General features: G+C 59.2%; 20 protein-coding genes and 1 tRNA gene. 13 read left to right on the forward strand and 8 right to left on the reverse strand.

What is annotated here, in order from left to right; all coding sequences use genetic code 11:
- Positions 1–400: 400 nt before the first annotated feature.
- The 3 genes from PH547_RS01760 (at position 401) to PH547_RS01770 (ending at position 3,226) form a co-directional block, all read left to right on the forward strand.
- Complete coding sequence (locus PH547_RS01760; protein ID WP_104823160.1) at positions 401–1,159, forward strand: hypothetical protein; 759 nt, start codon at positions 401–403, stop codon at positions 1,157–1,159.
- 129 nt (positions 1,160–1,288) lie between these two features.
- On the forward strand, positions 1,289–2,818 hold the full coding sequence (locus PH547_RS01765) for a serine hydrolase (protein ID WP_104823161.1): 1,530 nt from the start codon (positions 1,289–1,291) through the stop codon (positions 2,816–2,818).
- 132 nt (positions 2,819–2,950) lie between these two features.
- The gene (locus PH547_RS01770) at positions 2,951–3,226 is read left to right on the forward strand and encodes a hypothetical protein (protein WP_104823162.1); all 276 of its coding nucleotides are present in this window, start codon (positions 2,951–2,953) and stop codon (positions 3,224–3,226) included.
- A gap of 54 nt (positions 3,227–3,280) precedes the next feature.
- Here PH547_RS01770 and PH547_RS01775 read toward each other — a convergent pair whose 3' ends face one another.
- Positions 3,281–3,718 carry a DUF1489 family protein gene (locus PH547_RS01775; RefSeq protein WP_104823163.1) on the reverse strand — a complete coding sequence of 146 codons (438 nt, stop codon included), beginning with the start codon at positions 3,716–3,718 and terminating at the stop codon, positions 3,281–3,283.
- A 59-nt stretch (positions 3,719–3,777) separates the two neighbouring features.
- A complete protein-coding gene (locus tag PH547_RS01780; RefSeq protein ID WP_104823164.1) occupies positions 3,778–5,184 on the reverse strand; it encodes an L-serine ammonia-lyase in 1,407 nt (468 codons plus the stop codon).
- Positions 5,185–5,383: 199 nt separating this feature from the next.
- On the opposite strand from PH547_RS01780, the gene PH547_RS01785 reads away from it, so the two are divergent.
- The 3 genes from PH547_RS01785 (at position 5,384) to PH547_RS01795 (ending at position 7,619) form a co-directional block, all read left to right on the forward strand.
- Complete coding sequence (locus PH547_RS01785) at positions 5,384–6,076, forward strand: DUF599 domain-containing protein (protein WP_104823165.1); 693 nt, start codon at positions 5,384–5,386, stop codon at positions 6,074–6,076.
- Positions 6,077–6,143: 67 nt separating this feature from the next.
- Positions 6,144–7,133, forward strand: a complete 990-nt coding sequence (locus PH547_RS01790) for an acetyltransferase domain-containing protein (protein WP_104823166.1) — start codon at positions 6,144–6,146, stop codon at positions 7,131–7,133.
- Between the two features lie 12 nt (positions 7,134–7,145).
- Positions 7,146–7,619 carry a methyltransferase family protein gene (locus PH547_RS01795; RefSeq protein ID WP_283050483.1) on the forward strand — a complete coding sequence of 158 codons (474 nt, stop codon included), beginning with the start codon at positions 7,146–7,148 and terminating at the stop codon, positions 7,617–7,619.
- Between the two features lie 26 nt (positions 7,620–7,645).
- Here PH547_RS01795 and PH547_RS01800 read toward each other — a convergent pair whose 3' ends face one another.
- The 3 genes from PH547_RS01800 to mgtE form a co-directional block, all read right to left on the reverse strand.
- On the reverse strand, positions 7,646–8,095 hold the full coding sequence (locus PH547_RS01800; protein WP_285167297.1) for a hypothetical protein: 450 nt from the start codon (positions 8,093–8,095) through the stop codon (positions 7,646–7,648).
- Positions 8,096–8,190: 95 nt separating this feature from the next.
- On the reverse strand, positions 8,191–8,577 hold the full coding sequence (locus PH547_RS01805; protein ID WP_104823169.1) for a MerR family transcriptional regulator: 387 nt from the start codon (positions 8,575–8,577) through the stop codon (positions 8,191–8,193).
- 122 nt (positions 8,578–8,699) lie between these two features.
- Entirely contained in the window at positions 8,700–10,118 is a 1,419-nt protein-coding gene (mgtE, locus tag PH547_RS01810) for a magnesium transporter (RefSeq protein ID WP_285167299.1), read from the reverse strand.
- Between the two features lie 196 nt (positions 10,119–10,314).
- Here mgtE and PH547_RS01815 point away from each other — a divergent pair, with 196 nt between their 5' ends.
- On the forward strand, positions 10,315–10,809 hold the full coding sequence (locus PH547_RS01815; protein WP_285167300.1) for a peptide deformylase: 495 nt from the start codon (positions 10,315–10,317) through the stop codon (positions 10,807–10,809).
- Between the two features lie 84 nt (positions 10,810–10,893).
- Here the strand turns inward: PH547_RS01815 and PH547_RS01820 are convergent, their stop codons facing one another.
- Positions 10,894–11,409: a hypothetical protein gene (locus PH547_RS01820; RefSeq protein WP_104823172.1), complete on the reverse strand. Its 516-nt coding sequence runs from the start codon at positions 11,407–11,409 to the stop codon at positions 10,894–10,896.
- Positions 11,410–11,596: 187 nt separating this feature from the next.
- On the opposite strand from PH547_RS01820, the gene PH547_RS01825 reads away from it, so the two are divergent.
- The gene (locus tag PH547_RS01825; protein WP_158704454.1) at positions 11,597–11,746 is read left to right on the forward strand and encodes a hypothetical protein; all 150 of its coding nucleotides are present in this window, start codon (positions 11,597–11,599) and stop codon (positions 11,744–11,746) included.
- A gap of 559 nt (positions 11,747–12,305) precedes the next feature.
- Here PH547_RS01825 and PH547_RS01830 read toward each other — a convergent pair.
- Positions 12,306–12,390 (reverse strand) — tRNA-Leu (locus tag PH547_RS01830).
- Between the two features lie 243 nt (positions 12,391–12,633).
- Between PH547_RS01830 and lipB the strand changes: the two genes are divergently transcribed.
- A complete protein-coding gene (lipB, locus tag PH547_RS01835) occupies positions 12,634–13,350 on the forward strand; it encodes a lipoyl(octanoyl) transferase LipB (protein ID WP_104823173.1) in 717 nt (238 codons plus the stop codon).
- 6 nt (positions 13,351–13,356) lie between these two features.
- On the opposite strand, the gene PH547_RS01840 is transcribed toward lipB, so the two are convergent.
- Complete coding sequence (locus PH547_RS01840) at positions 13,357–13,779, reverse strand: helix-turn-helix domain-containing protein (RefSeq protein WP_104823174.1); 423 nt, start codon at positions 13,777–13,779, stop codon at positions 13,357–13,359.
- A 218-nt stretch (positions 13,780–13,997) separates the two neighbouring features.
- On the opposite strand from PH547_RS01840, the gene PH547_RS01845 reads away from it, so the two are divergent.
- From PH547_RS01845 to PH547_RS01860, 4 genes are all read left to right on the forward strand, one after another.
- Positions 13,998–14,933, forward strand: coding sequence for a DMT family transporter (locus PH547_RS01845; protein WP_104823175.1), 936 nt, complete (start codon positions 13,998–14,000; stop codon positions 14,931–14,933).
- Positions 14,934–15,013: 80 nt separating this feature from the next.
- The gene (locus PH547_RS01850) at positions 15,014–17,023 is read left to right on the forward strand and encodes an acetyl-CoA carboxylase biotin carboxylase subunit (RefSeq protein WP_104823176.1); all 2,010 of its coding nucleotides are present in this window, start codon (positions 15,014–15,016) and stop codon (positions 17,021–17,023) included.
- A gap of 101 nt (positions 17,024–17,124) precedes the next feature.
- On the forward strand, positions 17,125–18,252 hold the full coding sequence (locus PH547_RS01855) for an S-(hydroxymethyl)glutathione dehydrogenase/class III alcohol dehydrogenase (RefSeq protein ID WP_104823177.1): 1,128 nt from the start codon (positions 17,125–17,127) through the stop codon (positions 18,250–18,252).
- Between the two features lie 145 nt (positions 18,253–18,397).
- On the forward strand, positions 18,398–18,835 hold the full coding sequence (locus tag PH547_RS01860; RefSeq protein WP_104823178.1) for a VOC family protein: 438 nt from the start codon (positions 18,398–18,400) through the stop codon (positions 18,833–18,835).
- Positions 18,836–18,920 lie beyond the last annotated feature (85 nt).

Genomic DNA, 18,920 nt, shown 5'->3' on the forward strand with positions numbered 1-18,920 from the left:
GTGGTCTCAGTCAAGGCCCCGGTCTGTCCCCGCATTTCTGTCCTGACCGGCGCCTCTGAGCCGTTCCCGCTGTCCCGGGAACGGCTCTTTTCGTTTCCGGGGTGTGCCCAGGGCAATTGCCCGAAAAAACGCCCGGCGGTTCATCCGGCATTGCGAAGGGGCAAAAAGATAGATCGGCTCCCATGATTTCGTGAAACGATCAACCCCTTCAGCCCGAAATCCGCCCCGATTTTCGCAAAGGTATTTGTGCCGATAAATATGCAAGCCGACGCATTCTTAACGGCTCATTAACCAATGTGGCGGCAATCATTCCACAGCGAGACTCATCAGGGGTCTTGAGCCGCGGCGGACGCGTCATTGACGACGGTTTCCAAGGCGGGATGGAACCGAAGGCAAGAGCATGACCCCTCCTCTGTCATCCGCCTCCTCGATCGACGAACAGCCGCTGATATCGAGCGGCCTCGTTTATCGTCTCACGGCCGGCGTTGCCGTACTCGCCGCACTTACCGTTGCCATCACCATTGGTGGCCGTTGGCTCGGCGAAAAAATCTCACTGGCCGGCCACACTGCCGATATCAAGCCGATCACAGTGACGATCGGCGAGGATACGTTGCGTCTTGGCGCCAACACCATCCGTTTCCCGAGCGAACGCGTAAACGGCGTCGCGGAACGCGTCGATCTCTACCTCACCTGGCCGCAGATGCAGGGCTATAGCGATGCCGACCGCTTGCGCTTTGACGATATTTCCCAATCCTCCTCGCTGATTTTCCTACAGCTCAGCCAGAGCACGATGTCGCGCGACATGTCCGGCCGGCTGGAGCCGATCTATTCGCATCTGATGGAAGGCGACGCCTTCGCCGGTCCACATGGGCTGACGGCCCATCGTCTGCGCGCCGACGCCGGCTATAGTGGCGAAGTGCTTCTGACCGCGCCGCGCGCTGGCGAGCCGGATTATGTCGTGCGCTGCATCTTGCCCTCCTCGCCCGCTGGGGCGACCAGCGGCGATTGCCAGCGGGACATCAGGGTCGGCAAGGATCTCAGCGTGCTTTATCGGTTTTCCAGTCATCAGCTTGGCGACTGGCAGACGATGGATGCCGCTGTCCAGAATTTCGTGAAGACACGCCTTGTCGATGCGGCCGGCACGACGGAATCTCCGTAAGTGGTGACTAAAATGATGCGGAATCCTGAAACCAACTGTTCATCATAAACCGATTGGTAACGCTAAACCTCTACTCTTGAGAGCCAACGGGCGCTCATGGAGGCGGCGGCCGGATAATTGAGAACGTAAATGCAAGCAGAGAGTGAAGTAGTGTCCAGATCAATTTTTTCCGCATCCTCATCAAGCTCCGGCAAGTTTTTGGCGAAGGTGCTGTTCGGTTTTGCAATCACGACTGCGACGGTGACCGTTACCGTCGATGTGTCGAATGCAGCCGGAGGCTCGAAATACGCGGGCATCGTTATTGACGCGAACACGGGTAATGTTCTCTACAGCGAAAATGCGGATACGCTTCACTATCCCGCTTCGCTTACCAAGATGATGACCGTCTATCTGACCTTTGAGGCGCTTGAGGCCGGTCGGATCACACTCGATACTCCTGTCGTCTTTTCGAAAAATGCAGCCTCGCAGGCCCCGACCAAGCTCGGCATCGGTACCGGCCGCTCGGTGACCGTTCGCGAGGCGATTCTCGGTATCGTCACCAAGTCCGCCAACGATGCGGCGATGGCGCTTGGCGAAATGCTTGGCGGCTCGGAAGACAATTTCGCCCGCATGATGAACAACAAGGCCCGTGCGCTTGGAATGACGCGGACGACCTACCGCAATCCGAACGGCCTGCCGAACACCGCCCAGATGACGACGGCGCGCGATCAGGCCCGCCTGGGCGTCGCCCTGCGCGAGCACTTCCCGCAATATTACGGCTTCTTCTCTGAGACGAGCTTTCGCCTCGGCAACAGAGTGATCCCGGGTCACAACCATCTGCTCGGTTCGGTCCGTGGTGTTGACGGCATCAAGACGGGTTACACGCGTGCTGCCGGATACAATCTTGCCACTTCGGTGAAGGTCGACGGCCGCTCGATCGTCGGCGTCGTTCTCGGTGGCGCCTCGACGCCCGCCCGCGACAACCAGATGCGCAAGCTGATCGCCGCTTACCTGCCGCTGGCATCCACGAAGCATATCGACTCCAATGTCGTCGCCCAGACGAAGGTGGAAACGCCCAACGTCCAGGCTGCAAGCGCCCGCATGGCGGCTGCCGGCAGCGCGAAGATGAGCAAGGACGAGACCGCCGAGGCTGACGACGACCAGCAGCCGTCGAGCGCCGCGGCTTTTGCGGCGATCACGCCGAAGTCGAGCAATCCGTTGCTCACGACCAAGCAGAAGCAACGCGCCGCATCCGATGAAGTGGCTTCCATCGAACCGACATCGGCGACTACGGATGAAAGCGATACGGATGAGGTCGACGCCGTCACGACGGCCTCGACCTCCAGATCGGATACCAAGATCATTAAGACCCAGAAGGTCGAGAAAACGGAAAAGGCTGAAAAGCCTGAGAAGGTTACCAAGGCGAGCAAGGATGAGGCGGGCCCGACCGGCTGGGTCGTCCAGATCGGCATCTCCTCCAGCAAGGACGGCGCCAGCGATCTGCTCGATACCGCCAAGAGCAAGGGCGGCAAGGCATTGCGCTCGGCCAAGGCCTATACGCTTGCCTTTGATGGCGGTTACCGCGCCCGTTTCGGCGGCTTCGAGGACCAGAATGCGGCTGTCAACGCCTGCAAGGCTCTCAAGAAGGCCGGCGTGAAGTGCTGGGCGAGCTTGGAATAAGGATGTGACACGGCTTTCCGTGCCGCATCGTTCAGAAATCTACTGGATTTTGCGTAGCGATATCCGGTTCTTCCGGCCTTGGATGATCATGAGGCCGGCCCTGAGTTTGTAATGTGTTACGGGGATGTGAAAATGGCAATGAACGAGAACTTTCCGGGTTTCTCGCTCGATGGCGGGGGAAAGATGAAATCGAAGGGCTTTGCTCTTCATCCGCTGCATGAGGCAGCCATGCGGTTGGCCGATCTCGGCCTCAGCCGTTCGCGTTCGCGCAGCAAGACGAAGGACCTGATCTCCGTCCTGCTTTGCCACGGAGCCCGCGCCTGGCGCTATTCCCAGCCGGAAGCCCACATCCACCTGCACATTACCGCGCCGAATGGCCAAGCTCCGGTATTGATGCGGCTGCGCTAATCAGGAAAAGTGCAAGGATGGAGCGGTGCTGCGGCTCCCGAGGCGGCCGCCGCTCTACAGCAATCCCAATTCGGAAAGCTCGCGACGCAGATCGGCAGGCAACTCATTGACGCCGCCGCCAAGGCTGTCGAGATCGCGCGGCACATCTTCCTGCGGCAAGTAGCGCCAGCCCTGGAAGGCGCGACGCGGCTGGCTGGCGGTTTCGACTACGCTCGGATCGAGAATAAGCCGGCAGCGGTGGATTCCATCGACATCCGTGAACGTCTCGATACCGAGCAGCTTTTGCCGCGCCTGTACCTGCCCCTTGATCACCCAGTAAAGCGAGCCGCCGTCCAGCAGCTCATCCACGCGCTTCGGCACCATGCGGGTCGTATGGGTGGTGTGCGGTTCCAGACCGGCGGCGATGGCGCTCATCGCCCGCTCGGAGACCCATTCGCGCAGATCCTCAAGCGAATCCGCGCCCACGCACAATTTGATGATATGCAAAGCCATGACGCCGTTGAAATCCTTTTGACCGGCAGCGTCAAGCTTTTAGAATCAAGCGTCCACACTCAGCATTCGACGACATTCACCGCGAGGCCGCCTGTTGAGGTTTCCTTGTATTTCTCGCTCATGTCGTAGCCGGTCTGGCGCATCGTCTCGATGCAGGCATCGAGGGGCACGAAATGCTGGCCGTCGCCTTTGATCGCGAGCGATGCAGCCGTCACTGCCTTGACGGCGCCGAGTGCGTTGCGCTCGATACAAGGCACCTGCACGAGGCCGGCAACGGGATCGCAGGTCATGCCGAGATGGTGTTCCAGCGCAATCTCCGCGGCATTTTCGATCTGCTCGGGCGTCGCGCCCATGACGGCGGCAAGCCCCGCGGCCGCCATCGCAGCCGCCGAGCCCACTTCGCCCTGACAGCCCACTTCAGCGCCGGAGATCGAGGCATTGTGCTTGATGATGCCGCCGACGGCAGCCGCGGTCAGCAGATAGTTGCGGATGCCATCCTGGTCCCAATCCTCATGGAAATGCTGGTAGTAGCGGATCGTTGCTGGAATGACCCCGGCCGCGCCGTTGGTCGGCGCGGTGACGACGCGGCCACCCGCGGCATTTTCCTCGTTGACGGCCATGGCGTAGACGCTCAGCCAATCATTGGCGAGCAGCGGATTGATGCGGTTGCTGCGCCATTCTTCCTGCAGCTTGTCATGGATGGCGCGCGCCCGGCGGCGCACCTTCAGGCCGCCCGGCATGATGCCCTCGACCTTCAAGCCGCGATCGATGCAGCTATTCATCGCCGCCCAGATGCGATCGAGCCCGGCGTCGAGCTCTTCGCTGCTCATGCGCGTCTCTTCATTGGCGCGCTTCATCTGCGCAATCGAGAGACCGGAGCGCTCGGCCATATCGAGCATCTGCTTGGCGGTGGCGAAGGGGAACGGAATTCGCTCGCCGGAAGAGGCCTTCTTCTTGTCGGCACGCATCTGCTCGAGCTCGGTATCGGTGACGACGAAGCCGCCGCCGACGGAATAGTAGATGCGCTTGACGAGCAGGCGATCGTCCTTGTCGAAGGCGGAAAAGCTCATGCCGTTGGCGTGGCCGGGCAGCGGCACCTTCTTGTCGAAGATCAGGTCGGTCTTCGGTTGGAATTGATAGGCCGGATGGCCCGGCGGCGTGATGTGCCCGGTGCGCTCCACCTCATCGATAACGGCATCCATCCGGTCGGGATCGACCGCATCGGGCCGCTCACCCATCAAACCGAGGATAACCGCCCTGCCCGTGCCATGCCCGATGCCAGTATGGGCGAGCGAGCCGTGCAGGCTGACCTTGATCGAAGCAACATGCACATTCGAGGACGGGCGTGGCCACTCGTTTGACAGCAGGAGATCCAGGAAACGATTGGCGGCCGACATCGGACCCATCGTGTGCGAACTGGAAGGCCCGACGCCGATTTTGAAAACATCGAAAACTGAAAGAAACATGGACCTTTGGTGCCTCCTCGGCAAATCGCGTAATGGCAAGGCTACGCCAACGGAACAGCCCTGCACGGCGATCAACCGACATCGGATTTCATGCCTGCGACATTATATGTAGGCACGATGCGGCGCAAACATAAGGCCATTGCGCCCGAATGGCCGTAGGTTACAGTCGGCGGCATATGGACTTGGAGAATCTGCCTTTATGACGACCGCCGACTATGTCGCCCTCGCCCTCTTCGTTTTTCTCTGGGTCGTGCTGAACTGGATCACCAGCAGCGCCCGCTTCTTCAATCGCACCAGCCTGACATTGGCCATGAACGAGCGCCGGCGCGAATGGATTTACAATTCGCTGCGCCGCGATTTGAAGATGATCGATACGCAGATTCTATCTGGCCTGCAGAACGGCACCGGTTTCTTCGCCTCTACCTCGATCTTCGCCATCGGTAGCTGCTTCGCCTTGCTCGGTGCCACTGACAAGGTCAACGCCTTCTTCTCCGACATGCCCTTCGTCTTCAATAGCGGCCGCACCGCCTTCGAGATCAAGGTGGCGGGACTTGCCTGCCTGTTCGGCTATGCCTTCTTCAAATTCGGCTGGGCCTATCGCCTGTTTAACTATTGCACCATCCTCTTCGGCTCCTTGCCGATGCTGGCGGATGCCGAGCTCGACCCTGTGCGGGCGGAGCGCGCCGCGGAGCGGGTGATCCGCATGAATGTCATCGCCGCGCGCAACTTCAATGCGGGTCTGAGAGCGATCTTCCTGTCGATCGGCTATCTCGGCTGGTTCCTCAGCCCCTATGTTTTCATCACGACGACGGTCTTCATCATTATCGTCCTGATCCGCCGGCAGTTTTTTTCCGATGCGCGTCTGGCCATCATGGATATCGATGTGCCATGACATCGCCACGTCGGCAGTCATCAAACCGGCGCCGATGATTTGAATTCATGCCTGGAAGGACCTGCCAATGGCTGTTATCGCCGAGAGCATCGATGCGCCGCAGAAAACGCCCCGCATCGGCATTCTGGACACGGCCCGCGGTGTCGCCCTTCTGGCGATGGCGAGCTATCATTGCACCTGGGATTTCGAGTTCTTCGGCTATCTCGCACCGGGCACGGCGGAGACTGGCTGGCTGAAAATCTACGCCCGCGTCATTGCCAGCACCTTCCTGTTTCTCGCCGGCTTCAGCCTCGTGCTGGCCAACACGCCCGAAATCCGCTGGCGCCCCTATTTCAAGCGCCTTGGCATGATCGTGGCCGCTGCTGCGGCGATTTCCATCGTCACCTTCATCGGCATGCGCGACGGCTGGATCTTCTTCGGCATCCTGCACTCTATCGCCGCCGCCAGCATCATCGGTCTGCTCTTCCTGCGCCTGCCGTCTTTCGCAACGCTGCTAATCGCTGCCCTGCTCCTCATCGGCATTGTCGTCGATAATGTCATCGCGCCGTTTTCGCTGCATTCCGCCGTCTTCGACGTGCCATGGCTCTATTGGCTCGGCTTGTCGGAGCACCTTCCGCGTTCGAATGATTACGTGCCGGTCTTCCCCTGGCTGACGCCATTCCTTTTCGGCCTCGGCATCGCGCAACTGACGACAACGCTCGGATGGCTCAGATCATTGGCAAAGCTCGGTCCCGGCCGCAATCTGATTGCCCGCGTCGGGCGCCACAGCCTGATTTTCTACCTCGTCCACCAGCCGGTGCTTATCGGTCTCGTCTATCTTCTTTCGCTGATCGCGCCCGCACCGGCGCCCGATCCTACGGTCACCTATATCAGGCAATGCCAAGCCTCCTGCGTACGCTCCGGCAGCGAAACCATGTGCCGCAGCTTCTGCCAGTGCACACTCGATAAATTGCAAGCGCAAAACCTGTTTTCACCCCTGGAATCCGGTGCAATCAAAGCAGATAGCGATGAGCGAATAAACCGAATCGCGTTACAGTGTTCGGAGCAAGCGCAATGACAGGGTTATTCTATGAATGCCTATCGTTCCAAGTCGCTGAGTTTTCCATGGCCGCCTTTAATTTATAGTCTTGCAGTTATAACGGCGCTTTATTTGAATCAGGACTATCCCGTGCGCATGTCGCACCTCGGGGCCTTGATCGCCTGGGGCATTGGCTCGCTTTTGACAGTTGTCGCGGTGACATTGAATGTCTGGGCGGTGAAGACGCTGTTCGAAAGCCGCACGACCGTGCTGACGCAACGTTGCACGGCGCATCTGGTGACCAAGGGACCGTTCCGCTTTAGCCGCAACCCGACCTATCTCGGATATACGCTACTGACGGCAGGCCTCGGCCTGATGATCGGCAATCTCTGGTTCGTCGCCATGGCGGCCGTAGCGGCGGCGCTGACCACGCCACTGGTCATCCGTTGCGAGGAAATGCACCTGCTCTCTCGTTTCGGCTGTGAATTCGAGTTTTATTGCAAGCGTACGCGGCGCTGGATTTGAAAGCGGGAGGTGCCCGCAGTCGCTGCCTATCGGTATTCAGCGAGGAGTAAAATCCGACCGACCTTCGGCCTCGTGCGTTGCACTAGGTCCATTACGACAGTAGCATTTTCACCGGCATAAAGATCGAATTCACGAACTTTTTTCCCATCAGAAACCCCTTCTAGCCGGGTCGACGTTTTCCAGGTCAGAAAAGAGCAGTCGAGGTCGCCGCACTGAACGCTGATGTCGCCCGCCAAATATCGATTCGAATCGATGGTAACGCTTAGCTGAACGTGAGTGTCCTGATTGTCGATAAGCTGGCAGCGAACATGAATTTGGCAATTGAGTTGGCCGTAGATCGCATCCTTGCCGTCAAGCAAAAGGGCGTAGGCAACCGGAATATCGGTATTGTTGTTATCGGCCGCTTGAGTCTTTCCGACATTGAACGGAACGAGCGCGATCCCTATCGCTAAGACGAAGCTAAACCTTGCCGCCATTTGCCACAACCCTCTGTGAATGCTTGGCTTTTCTACAAAGCATTCTCGTTAGAATTGCGGCGACTACGATGCGTCTTATACTTTGACGGTGGTAGTCACGTCCCCACGCCGATTTCGGCCAGGCGGCCGAGACAGGCTTCTTCGACATTGTCGAGTTCGGTCAGAGTGTCCTCAATATCCTTGCGCTTCTGGCGCAGTTCCTCGCGCTTTTCGTCGACGCGCTTCATCAGGAGCTTCAACTGGCCGATCTCGCCTGGCGGCTCCTTATAGACCTGAATGATCTCGCGGATTTCGGCGATGGTGAAGCCGATGCGGCGGCCGCGCAGGATTTCCTGGATCAGGCGGCGGTCGGCTGGCCGGAAAAGGCGCGTGCGGCCTCTGCGCTCGGGATGGATAAGACCTTCATCCTCGTAGAAACGCAATGTCCGGGTGGAAACGCCGAATTCCCGCGTGAGCTCCGTTATGCTATAAAACCTGTCCAACAATAGTCCGCCTCTCTGGTGCAGAGCCTATAATATTGACTTTTACGTAATAGTCAATTTCAGCAGGGTAGCGATGGACTTTCGATCGTCAAAGATGTGCTGAATTCAAAGGCCTAGCGGCCTTAGTGAATGGAAAACCACCAGGTTGCCAGACCCAGGAACGCAAAATACCCGGTGCAATCCGTGACCGTGGTGACGAAGGCCGACGAGGCGATGGCCGGGTCGGCGCCGAATCGATGCAGCACCAGTGGCAGCAGGATACCGCCAAGGGCTGCCGCGACGAGATTGATGATCATCGCGGCGGCGATGACGATGCCGAGCTGAAAATCATGGAACCAGACGGTGGCGATCGCGCCCATGATGATGGCAAAGAGAATGCCATTGAGGAAGCCGACGCCTGCCTCTCTGCGGATGACGCGGAAGGCGTTGTAGATATCGAGGTCGCCGGTTGCGAGCGCACGCACGGTAACCGTCATCGTCTGCGTACCGGCATTGCCGCCCATCGAAGCGACGATCGGCATCAGCACGGCAAGCGCAACCATTTTCTCGATTGCGCCGTCGAAGACATTGATAATGCTGGACGCCAGTATCGCCGTAATCAGATTGACCGCCAGCCAGACAAAGCGTGAGCGCACCGTGGAGGTGATATTGTCGGACAGCTCTTCGTCGCCGACGCCGCCGAGGCGCTTGATGTCCTCGTCCGCCTCTTCATGGATGACGTCGACCACGTCGTCGATGGTCAATACGCCGACGAGGCGGTCGTTTTCATCGACGACGGCGGCGGACAGAAGGTCGTATTGTTCGAAGACCTGCGCCGCCTCTTCCTGGTCCATGACGGCCGGAATCGGATGCGAGGTCTCGCGCATGATGCTCTCGACCTTCGTCTGTCGCTTGGTGCGCAGAATGCGGTCGAGATCGACGCTGCCGAGCAGCTTGAAGGTTGGGTCGATGACGAAGATCTGGGTGAAGGCTTCCGGCAATTCCTCCTCTTCGCGCATGTAGTCGATCGTCTGGCCGACCGTCCAGAACGGCGGCACGGCAATGAATTCCGTCTGCATGCGGCGGCCGGCTGACTGCTCCGGATATTCAAGGGCGCGCCGCAGTCGTACCCGCTCGGTGAACGGCAGTTGCGACAGGATCTCGTCGCGGTCTTCCTGGTCGAGGTCTTCGAGAATGTAGACGGCATCGTCCGAATCGAGTTCGCCGATCGCGGCGGCGATCTGGTCGTTCGGCAGTTGGTCGACGATCTCCATGCGGATCGCTTCGTCCACCTGCGTCAGCGCCGTCATGTCGAAGTCGTCGCCGAGCAATTGCACCAGCGTCAGACGTTGGTCGGGATGCAGCGATTCCAGCAGGTCGCCGAGCTCGGATTCGTGCAGCCGGGCGACGTTCTGTTGCAGGAATGGAATATCACGCCGCTCGATCGCGTCGTTGACCTCAACGAGGAAATCGGAGCGGACGACGCCGTCCTCGTCGTAGATGTCGGGATTGGTCTTCTCGGAGGCCTTGCGAACGCGTTCGTCTTCGTCGGTCGTCGTCATTTGCCGCCTCCCATTCCGTTCTGCTTATGAAAATCTAGGATTCCGTCATGGAGAATGACGGCAAAAAGCTGATTGTCAACAATTGGATAGGAGGGAAAGCTGACATTTTGTGTCGTGTCTGTAAGACGGTGGCGCTGGCGACGTCTTACCCCTATCCTTAGGCTGCGAACATGTCGTTCCGTTAACAGAGAGAGCCGTGCCAGTCCGTCCCATCGTCCGCTTCCCCGACCCATTATTGAAAACAGCCTGCGCTACCGTCGCCGCCTTTGACGACGACTTGCGCAGGCTCGCCAACGATCTCCTGGACACCATGCGCGCCGCTCCTGGCGTCGGAATCACCGCCGCTCATATCGGTGTGCTTCAGCGCATAACCGTAATCGAACTCAGCCGCGAGGATGGTGTGCACACCTATGTCAATCCGGAGATCACCTGGTTTTCCGATGAGACGATGCGGCATATGGAGGGCAGTGTCTCCATGCCCGGTTTCACGGACGAGATCGCCAGGCCGAAAGCAATCCGCTTTCGCTACCAGGATCTGGACGGTCGGGCGCACGAAACTGAAGCCGAAGGCTTTCTTGCTATCTGCATCCAGCACGAAGTCGACCAGCTCGACGGTCTGTTCTGGCTGCAGCGCCTCTCGAAATTGAAGCGCGACCGGCTGGTGAAGAAATGGGAAAAAGCGAAGGCGTGATCGGTCCTGCGTGTCTAAATGTCCGCACATAAAAATGCGGGCGCCTCGAAGACGCCCGCCTGTTTGTCTGCATGAAGCGGCGGATCAGCCCTTCAGCTTGGTGTTGCAGAGGCTGTAGTAGCCGCCGCCCTTCTGGATCCACTTCAGGCCGTTAAGGGTATTCTTGGTCTTGTTGTCGTTATAGGCGTCGACGCAGGTGTGGAAGCGGCCCTTGCCGGGCGTTTCGCTCGAATATTTGGGATCGACGGCCTTCGGGAAGGTCACGCCGGCCGGCGCTGCGGTCGTAGCCTTCGGCGGCTCCTTGGCCGGCGGCTTGGTGGCATCAGGCTCATCGGCAGCCGCCGTCGTCTTGGCGGTGGCAGTGGTCTTTGCCGGCGCGGTGGTTGCCGGTGCAGTGGTGGTAGCGCTTGCGTCGGCAGCGCACTGCGAAGCACGGAAATCATTCCACGTCTGGCCGTTCAGGGTACCGGCAGCCTTGGCCGCCTGATACTTGGTGCTGCACTCTTTCATGGTTAGCGCAGAAGCCGGCGATGAGAGGGCCATCGAGCCCACAACTGCAAGAGACGCAAAAGACATCAACAGGATGGCACGACTGGTCATTGGCAAATCCTCCGCTCTATGACGAATGTCGAAACTATTAATCATCCCCGCCCCTTCGGTTGTCAATTGACGCACGAGTCGCGGGCAAGCAACGACACCATATGGGGGAGAACATGAACGGTAACTGTACGGAAACAGCTATCAGAGAGAGTACCTTCGCCTGAGACGCAACTTTTAAAGGAATGTGGTGACGGCGATCGCCAGAAGGAAAAAACCGCCGAAGCGGGTTTCTGGTGTGGTCGAGAAGAAAACGGGTATTGGTGCCGAGCTGCCCGTTAACCTCGTCCGTCAACCATTATCGCAGGTTCAGATTGCCGGCGCATTAATAGATCAGTAACCATCTTTTCGATTGCAAGCTTAGAGATGGAATACGAATGCCCCCTATTGAAATTCCTTTCGAATACAAAATTGAAACAAAAGAAGTGCGACTCGGTCGATGGGTCTATGTGATTCATTTGAACGAGGACAGAAGCCGGCCCAGCAGAAAATTTCGAACGCAGGAAGCTGCTCTCGACGACGCTTACGAGATGCTCTCCTACATGCTCTGATCCGTTATCGTGTCCGTGCGAGTCGAGTGAGATGCAAACATTTTGCTAATTGCGGAGCGGAACGTACTCCGCAAGACCGACGCGGTGCGATTCCTTGGAAGGCCACAGACCTCATCGTGCTGGCCCGGATCGGCTGCCGAATCGAAGGCACCCCATGCTTGGTTGCCAGCACGATATCACGGCAATCCTGGGCCATTTCCGAAGCGAAGACGAGCGAGGTTTATAGTCGTGGAGCGGAACGCTGGAAGCTTGCCCTTGGAGCGATGGAAAAGGTCTCCCAGGCTCTGTTCTGACGTCGGACACTTGGCAAAGAAAAAGCCCGCAAAGGCGGGCTTTTCTTAATCAACTTGGTGCGGTCGAGAAGACTCGAACTTCCACGGGTTGCCCCACAGCGACCTCAACGCTGCGCGTCTACCAATTCCGCCACGACCGCATCGTGGTAGGGCCGGATTGCTCCGGCGCGGCTGCATGTAGCAAAAGCATTCGGGGGGCACAAGAGCGATATGTCAGTTTTTTTAACATTCGCCCACAGCTCCCTTAAACGCGCCTTTGGATTCACGGCATCCGTCTCGTAGATGTTTGAATTCCTGGCCAAATGCCTCCATATGTTGATAACCTATCGGCGCGCCAAATTTCCAAGGGAGCTGTCTGCCGAACAGGCGCAAAGGACTGGCTGATGCTACGCACCGATCTCCAACATCAAATGTTTCCCCCTGCCGGCTCTCCGCCCGTGCGTTGGCGTATCGCCGATGGTCTCGTGCCCTATGATGAAGCAGTGGCGGTCATGGAGGCGGAGGTGGCGGCGATTGCCGAGGGTCAAGCGCAGGAGCTTGTCTGGCTGGTCGAGCATCCACCTTTATATACAGCAGGCACCAGCGCCAATGCGGCCGATCTCATCGAGCCCGATCGTTTTCCCGTCTTCGCCACCGGGCGAGGCGGCGAATATACCTATCATGGCCCCGGCCAGCGCGTTGCCTATGTCATGCTGGATCTGAAGCGCCGGCGTCAGGATATCCGCGCCTTCGTTGCCGCATTGGAAGAAGTCATCATCCGCACCCTCGATTCGATGAATGTTCGCGGTGAGCGGCGTGAAGATCGTGTCGGCGTCTGGGTGCGCCGTCCGGAGAAACCGCTGCTGCCGGATGGGACCGTGGCTGAAGACAAGATCGCCGCCCTCGGCATTCGCGTGCGCAGATGGGTGACGTTTCACGGCCTGTCGCTGAACGTCGATCCCGATCTCGGCCATTTCACCGGTATCGTGCCCTGTGGAATTTCCGCCTATGGGGTCACCAGCCTCGTCGACCTCGGCCTGCCGGTGATGATAGCGGATGTGGATATCCGTCTGCGGGAAGCTTTCGAAGAGATATTCGGCGAAACCACCAATGAACCCTGATGAGGCTTAGTGCGCGACGTCCTTGCTGACATTGCGCAGCCGGATTTGATGGTCGAGCCTTTCGATCTGGCGCGTTGTCGTCTCGATCAGCCGGCCGATTTCCTGATGGGCGGACCGTAGGCGCGAAAGCTCGATTTTGACGGCCTCCAGTGCCCGTTCGTCGCTGTCCTCACCCGGTCCATCGCCGGAGCCGGTCATCAGCCAAGTCGGCGACACGGCGAACATGGCGGCCAATTTGACCAGAACGGATGGTTGCGGCTCCGAACGGTCCGATTCCCAGGCAATTATCGTCTCCTGCCTTAAGCCCAACTGGCTTGCCAGCGATTCGAGGCTGATGCCGGCGGCGTCGCGGGCCATGGAAAGGCGTCCGCCCAGGGTATCGTCGCCTTCATCCGAAAAAACGGTCGTCTCTTGTTCCGTCTTCAACATCGGTGCGATCCTTGTTGGTTGCGCCGGTGAATTTCTGAGCGGCGCGCTTATTTTTTAGCGGATTTTCCAAGCAGACATAGGTCTAGGGGCGTCATGTCACCACCGCGATCTGTCTGAATTGGCAAAGTCCGCGATTTTTGCGCCAAATGGTGTGATGAATTGGCAACGGCGTTGATGCCCGTCTTGATCGGACGGGATTCCTGTGTTTGATCTCCCGCATGTCCCAAATCTCAGTCGTCCCCGCCCATCAGAATCCGCTGCAAGGCATGGCCATCATGGCCAGCGCCATGATCGTCCTGCCGGTGATGGATGCGATCGCCAAATATATGGCGACCTTCGAGGCGATGTCGCCGGGACAGGTGACGTTCTACCGCTTCTTCTTTCAACTCGTCTGTACTATGCCGCTGCTCTTTGCCGCCTTTGGATGGGCAGCGCTTTCGGCCAAGCGCCCCTGGGTGAACCTTTTGCGCGGCGCGCTGCACGGCGCGGCAAGCCTGCTGTTTTTCGTGGCGGTCAAATACATGCCGCTTGCCGATGTCTTCGCCATCTATTTCGTCGAACCTTTCATGCTGGCCGCTCTTTCGGCTCTGTTTCTTGGCGACAAGGTCGGCTGGAGGCGCTGGCTTGCCATCGTCGTCGGCTTCGGCGGCGCGATGATCGTCATTCAGCCAAGTTTCGAAATTTTCGGCTGGAAAGCGCTGCTGCCGGTCGCCTGCGCCTTTCTCTTTGCGCTTTATCTCTTCATGAACCGTGCCGTCGGCGAGGCGGATTCGCCACTGACCATGCAGACGATGGCCGGCATCGGCGGCACGATCTTCATGGCCGGTGCGCTTTCGATAGGGGCATCGGCTGGCGTTGCCGATTTCGTACCGTCCCTGCCCGCTTCCTGGCTCGGTCTCGTGTTGCTGCTGATTCTCGGCTCGATCTCCGGCTATGCGCATATGCTCGTCGTGCGCGCCTTCCGGCTGGCGCCACTGTCGCTGCTGGCGCCTTTTCAATATTTCGAGATCATTTCGGCTACCATTCTCGGCTATGCGCTGTTCGGGGACTTTCCAAATGTTTCCAAATGGATCGGCATCCTGATCATCGTCGGATCGGGTCTTTTCATCATCTGGCGCGAGCGCGTTCAGTCGCGTTCGACGAAATCGGCTTGAGTACGCTCATCTTCCGCATGGACCGCTGGCGCAATTTATGACTAAAACGCTGATAGGGCTATGCATTGGGCGGAGTTTTGATGTTCAAGAAAATCCTGATCGCCAACCGGGGCGAGATCGCTTGTCGTGTGATCAAGACTGCGCGGCGGATGGGGATCTCGACCGTCGCGGTCTATTCCGACGCCGATCGTGACGCCTTGCACGTCGAAATGGCCGATGAGGCCGTGCATATCGGTGCAGCCCCTGCCGCCGAGAGTTATCTCGTAGCCGAAAAGATCATCGCCGCCTGCAAGGAGACCGGCGCCGAAGCGGTGCACCCCGGTTATGGCTTTCTCTCCGAGCGCGCCTCTTTTTGTGAGGCGTTGGAGAAGGAAGGCATCATCTTCATCGGTCCGAAGCCGAAGGCGATCAGGGCGATGGGCGACAAGATCGAATCGAAGAAATTCGCCAATGACGCCAAGGTTTCCACCGTGCCCGGCTATCTCGGCGTCATCGACGATGCCGACCATGCCGAAACAATTGCCGCCGAGATCGGCTATCCCGTCATGATCAAGGCTTCGGCGGGCGGCGGCGGCAAGGGCATGCGCATCGCCTGGAGTAGTGAGGAAGTGCGCGACGGTTTCGAGCGTGCGCGCTCCGAGGCGAAAAGCTCCTTCGGCGACGATCGCGTCTTCATCGAGAAATTCGTCGTCGATCCGCGGCACATCGAAATCCAGGTGCTGGCGGATTCCCACGGCAATGTCGTCTATCTCGGCGAGCGTGAATGCTCGATCCAGCGCCGGAATCAGAAGGTCGCCGAAGAAGCGCCCTCGCCTTTCCTTGACGAGGTGACACGCAAAGCCATGGGCGAACAGTCCGTCGCGCTTGCCAAGGCGGTCGACTATCAGAGCGCCGGGACGGTCGAATTCATCGTCGACCGCGACCGCAATTTCTATTTCCTAGAGATGAATACCCGCCTGCAGGTCGAACATCCCGTTACGGAACTTGTTACCGGCATCGATCTTGTCGAACAGATGATCCGCGTCGCCGCCGGCGAAGAGCTGCCCTTTGCCCAGGATGATATCAAGCTGAACGGCTGGGCGATCGAAAGCCGCCTCTATGCCGAAGATCCCTATCGAAACTTCCTGCCGTCGATCGGCCGGCTGACGCGCTATCGTCCGCCGCATGAAGGTAAGAGCGGCAATGTCGTGATCCGCAACGACACCGGCGTCTTCGAAGGCGCTGAGATCTCCATGTATTATGACCCGATGATCGCCAAGCTCTGCACCTGGGCGCCGACGCGGCTTGAAGCGGTTGAGGCCATGGGTGAAGCGCTGGACGGTTTTGTTGTCGACGGCATCGAACATAATGTGCCGTTCCTGTCGGCACTGATGAAGCATCCGCGCTGGCGCGAAGGCCGGCTTTCCACGGGCTTCATCGCGGAGGAATATCCGGACGGTTTTGCGCCGATGACGCCGGACAAAAGCGAATCTGCGGTGCTTGCCGCCGTCGCACTCTCCTGCGGCCTTGTCGATGCCAACCGCCGCGAACGCTATGCCGACCGGTTGCGGCCGGCGACGGGGCCGTTGCGTGAGGAGTGGGTGGTCAAGCTCGGCGCGGACTATGTTCCAGTGACGCTGCAGGACGGGCTCGTCACCATCCCATTCGAGATGGACATGCAGATCAACGGCGGGATTTTGGCGGTCGCGACCGATTGGCGCCCGGGCGACGCCGTCTGGGCCGGAACGGTCAGTGGGCGGAAGGTGACGGCCCAAATCCGTCCTTTCCTCAACGGGCTGCGCATCGACTGGCAGGGCCTTTCGGTCCGCGCCAGGATATTTACGCCGCGCCAGGCGGAACTTGACAAGCTGATGCCGGTCAAACTGCCGCCGGATACGTCAAAGTTGTTGCTCTGCCCCATGCCCGGGCTCGTCGTCGCTATTGCTGTTGCGCAAGGCCAGGAGGTCAAGGCGGGGGAAACGCTGGCGATCGTCGAGGCGATGAAGATGGAGAACGTCCTGCGCGCTGAGCGCGACTTGATCGTCGGCAAGATCAATGCGAAGCCGGGCGAAAGTCTTGCCGTCGACGCGGTGATCATGGAATTCGCCTAATCCGTATTCGCTACGAAACGCTCGATTTTTCGCTTGAGCCATCCGGCGCGGCCATGCCAATGTCGCGCTAACCAAATCATTAATTTAGAAGGGATGAAACGATGGACGTACGCGCCGCCGTAGCCGTTGCCGCCGGTAAACCGCTGGAAGTCATGACCGTTCAGCTCGATGGCCCGAAGGCCGGCGAGGTGCTGATCGAGGTCAAGGCGACCGGCATCTGCCACACCGACGATTTCACCCTGTCGGGCGCCGATCCGGAGGGCCTGTTTCCGGCAATCCTCGGCCATGAGGGCGCCGGCATCGTCGTCGATGTCGGCCCGGGGGTGACCTCGGTCAAGAAGGGCGACCACGTCATTCCGCTTTATACGCCCGAATGCCGCGAATGTTATTCCTGCCTCAGCCGCAAGACCAACCTCTGCACCGCGATCCGCGCCACGCAAGGCCAGGGCCTGATGCCGGACGGCACCTCGCGCTTTTCGATCGGCAAGGACAAGATCCATCACTATATGGGCTGCTCGACCTTCGCCAATTTCACCGTGCTGCCGGAGATTGCCGTTGCCAAGGTCAACCCGGACGCTCCCTTCGACAAGATCTGCTATATCGGCTGCGGCGTCACCACCGGCATCGGTGCGGTCATCAACACCGCCAAGGTGGAGATCGGCTCGACGGCGATCGTCTTCGGTCTTGGCGGCATCGGCCTCAACGTCCTGCAGGGCCTGAAGCTTGCCGGCGCCGACATGATCATCGGTGTCGACATCAACAACGACCGCAAGGCCTGGGGCGAGAAATTCGGCATGACGCATTTCGTCAATCCGAAGGAGGTCGGCGACGACATCGTGCCTTACCTCGTCAACCTGACGAAGCGCAATGGCGACCTCATCGGCGGGGCCGACTATACGTTCGACTGCACCGGCAACACCAAGGTGATGCGCCAGGCGCTGGAATCGTCGCATCGCGGCTGGGGCAAGTCGGTCATCATCGGCGTTGCCGGCGCCGGCCAGGAAATCTCGACCCGTCCGTTCCAGCTCGTCACCGGCCGCAACTGGATGGGCACGGCCTTCGGCGGCGCCCGTGGCCGCACCGATGTTCCAAAGATCGTCGACTGGTACATGCAGGGCAAGATCCAGATCGACCCGATGATCACCCACACCATGCCGCTCGAGGACATCAACAAGGGCTTCGACATGATGCACAAGGGCGAAAGCATCCGCGGCGTCGTGGTCTATTGAGAGACCGTTTGAAAACGGGGGCGGTTTGCGGCGGTCCATGATTCAGGATTCTGATGTGAACAGCAGCGAATCGGCCCCGGATGGCGGTCGGTGTTGGAGCAACTCAAGCGTCCGTTAGACTAGGCGACACCCTGGAGATTGGAACATGGCGCTCAAGCGGATGGACAACGTCGGAATCGTCGTCGAAGACCTCGAAGGGGCGATTGATTTCTTTCGCGAACTCGGCCTTGAGCTCGAAGGGCGGGCCACGATCGAAGGAGAATGGGCCGGACGTGTCACCGGACTGGGCGATCAGCATGTCGAGATTGCCATGATGCGCACGCCGGATGGCCACAGCCGGCTTGAGCTCTCCCGCTTCCTCAGGCCGCCGGTCGTCGCAGATCACCGGAACGCCCCGGTCAACGCTCTGGGCTACCTCCGCGTCATGTTTACCGTGGACGACATCGACGAGACGCTTGAAAGGCTCCGCACGCGCGGCGCGCAGCTCGTAGGCGAAGTCGTCCAGTATAAAGACGCGTATCGGCTCTGCTACATCCGTGGGCCTGAAGGGATTCTCATCGGACTTGCCCAAGAACTCCGCTGAGCGCAAATCGAGACGGCACGGGAGATTGCTGCACGACTTTGAATGGCACGCGGCCTTTTCGCAAACCGATCCTGGTTTGGCGGCC

Origin of the sequence: Rhizobium cerradonense (assembly GCF_030182455.1) — a bacterium.
GTDB lineage: Bacteria > Pseudomonadota > Alphaproteobacteria > Rhizobiales > Rhizobiaceae > Rhizobium.

Bases quoted from the DNA above. Each gene is read 5' to 3' on its own strand.
- PH547_RS01760 (WP_104823160.1), top strand. From the start codon at position 401: ATGACCCCTCCTCTGTCATCCGCCTCCTCGATCGACGAACAGCCGCTG.
- PH547_RS01765 (WP_104823161.1), top strand. From the start codon at position 1,289: ATGCAAGCAGAGAGTGAAGTAGTGTCCAGATCAATTTTTTCCGCATCC.
- PH547_RS01770 (WP_104823162.1), top strand. From the start codon at position 2,951: ATGGCAATGAACGAGAACTTTCCGGGTTTCTCGCTCGATGGCGGGGGA.
- PH547_RS01775 (WP_104823163.1), bottom strand. From the start codon at position 3,718: ATGGCTTTGCATATCATCAAATTGTGCGTGGGCGCGGATTCGCTTGAG.
- PH547_RS01780 (WP_104823164.1), bottom strand. From the start codon at position 5,184: ATGTTTCTTTCAGTTTTCGATGTTTTCAAAATCGGCGTCGGGCCTTCC.
- PH547_RS01785 (WP_104823165.1), top strand. From the start codon at position 5,384: ATGACGACCGCCGACTATGTCGCCCTCGCCCTCTTCGTTTTTCTCTGG.
- PH547_RS01790 (WP_104823166.1), top strand. From the start codon at position 6,144: ATGGCTGTTATCGCCGAGAGCATCGATGCGCCGCAGAAAACGCCCCGC.
- PH547_RS01795 (WP_283050483.1), top strand. From the start codon at position 7,146: ATGAATGCCTATCGTTCCAAGTCGCTGAGTTTTCCATGGCCGCCTTTA.
- PH547_RS01800 (WP_285167297.1), bottom strand. From the start codon at position 8,095: ATGGCGGCAAGGTTTAGCTTCGTCTTAGCGATAGGGATCGCGCTCGTT.
- mgtE (WP_285167299.1), bottom strand. From the start codon at position 10,118: ATGACGACGACCGACGAAGACGAACGCGTTCGCAAGGCCTCCGAGAAG.
- PH547_RS01820 (WP_104823172.1), bottom strand. From the start codon at position 11,409: ATGACCAGTCGTGCCATCCTGTTGATGTCTTTTGCGTCTCTTGCAGTT.
- lipB (WP_104823173.1), top strand. From the start codon at position 12,634: ATGCTACGCACCGATCTCCAACATCAAATGTTTCCCCCTGCCGGCTCT.
- PH547_RS01840 (WP_104823174.1), bottom strand. From the start codon at position 13,779: ATGTTGAAGACGGAACAAGAGACGACCGTTTTTTCGGATGAAGGCGAC.
- PH547_RS01845 (WP_104823175.1), top strand. From the start codon at position 13,998: ATGTCCCAAATCTCAGTCGTCCCCGCCCATCAGAATCCGCTGCAAGGC.
- PH547_RS01850 (WP_104823176.1), top strand. From the start codon at position 15,014: ATGTTCAAGAAAATCCTGATCGCCAACCGGGGCGAGATCGCTTGTCGT.
- PH547_RS01855 (WP_104823177.1), top strand. From the start codon at position 17,125: ATGGACGTACGCGCCGCCGTAGCCGTTGCCGCCGGTAAACCGCTGGAA.
- PH547_RS01860 (WP_104823178.1), top strand. From the start codon at position 18,398: ATGGCGCTCAAGCGGATGGACAACGTCGGAATCGTCGTCGAAGACCTC.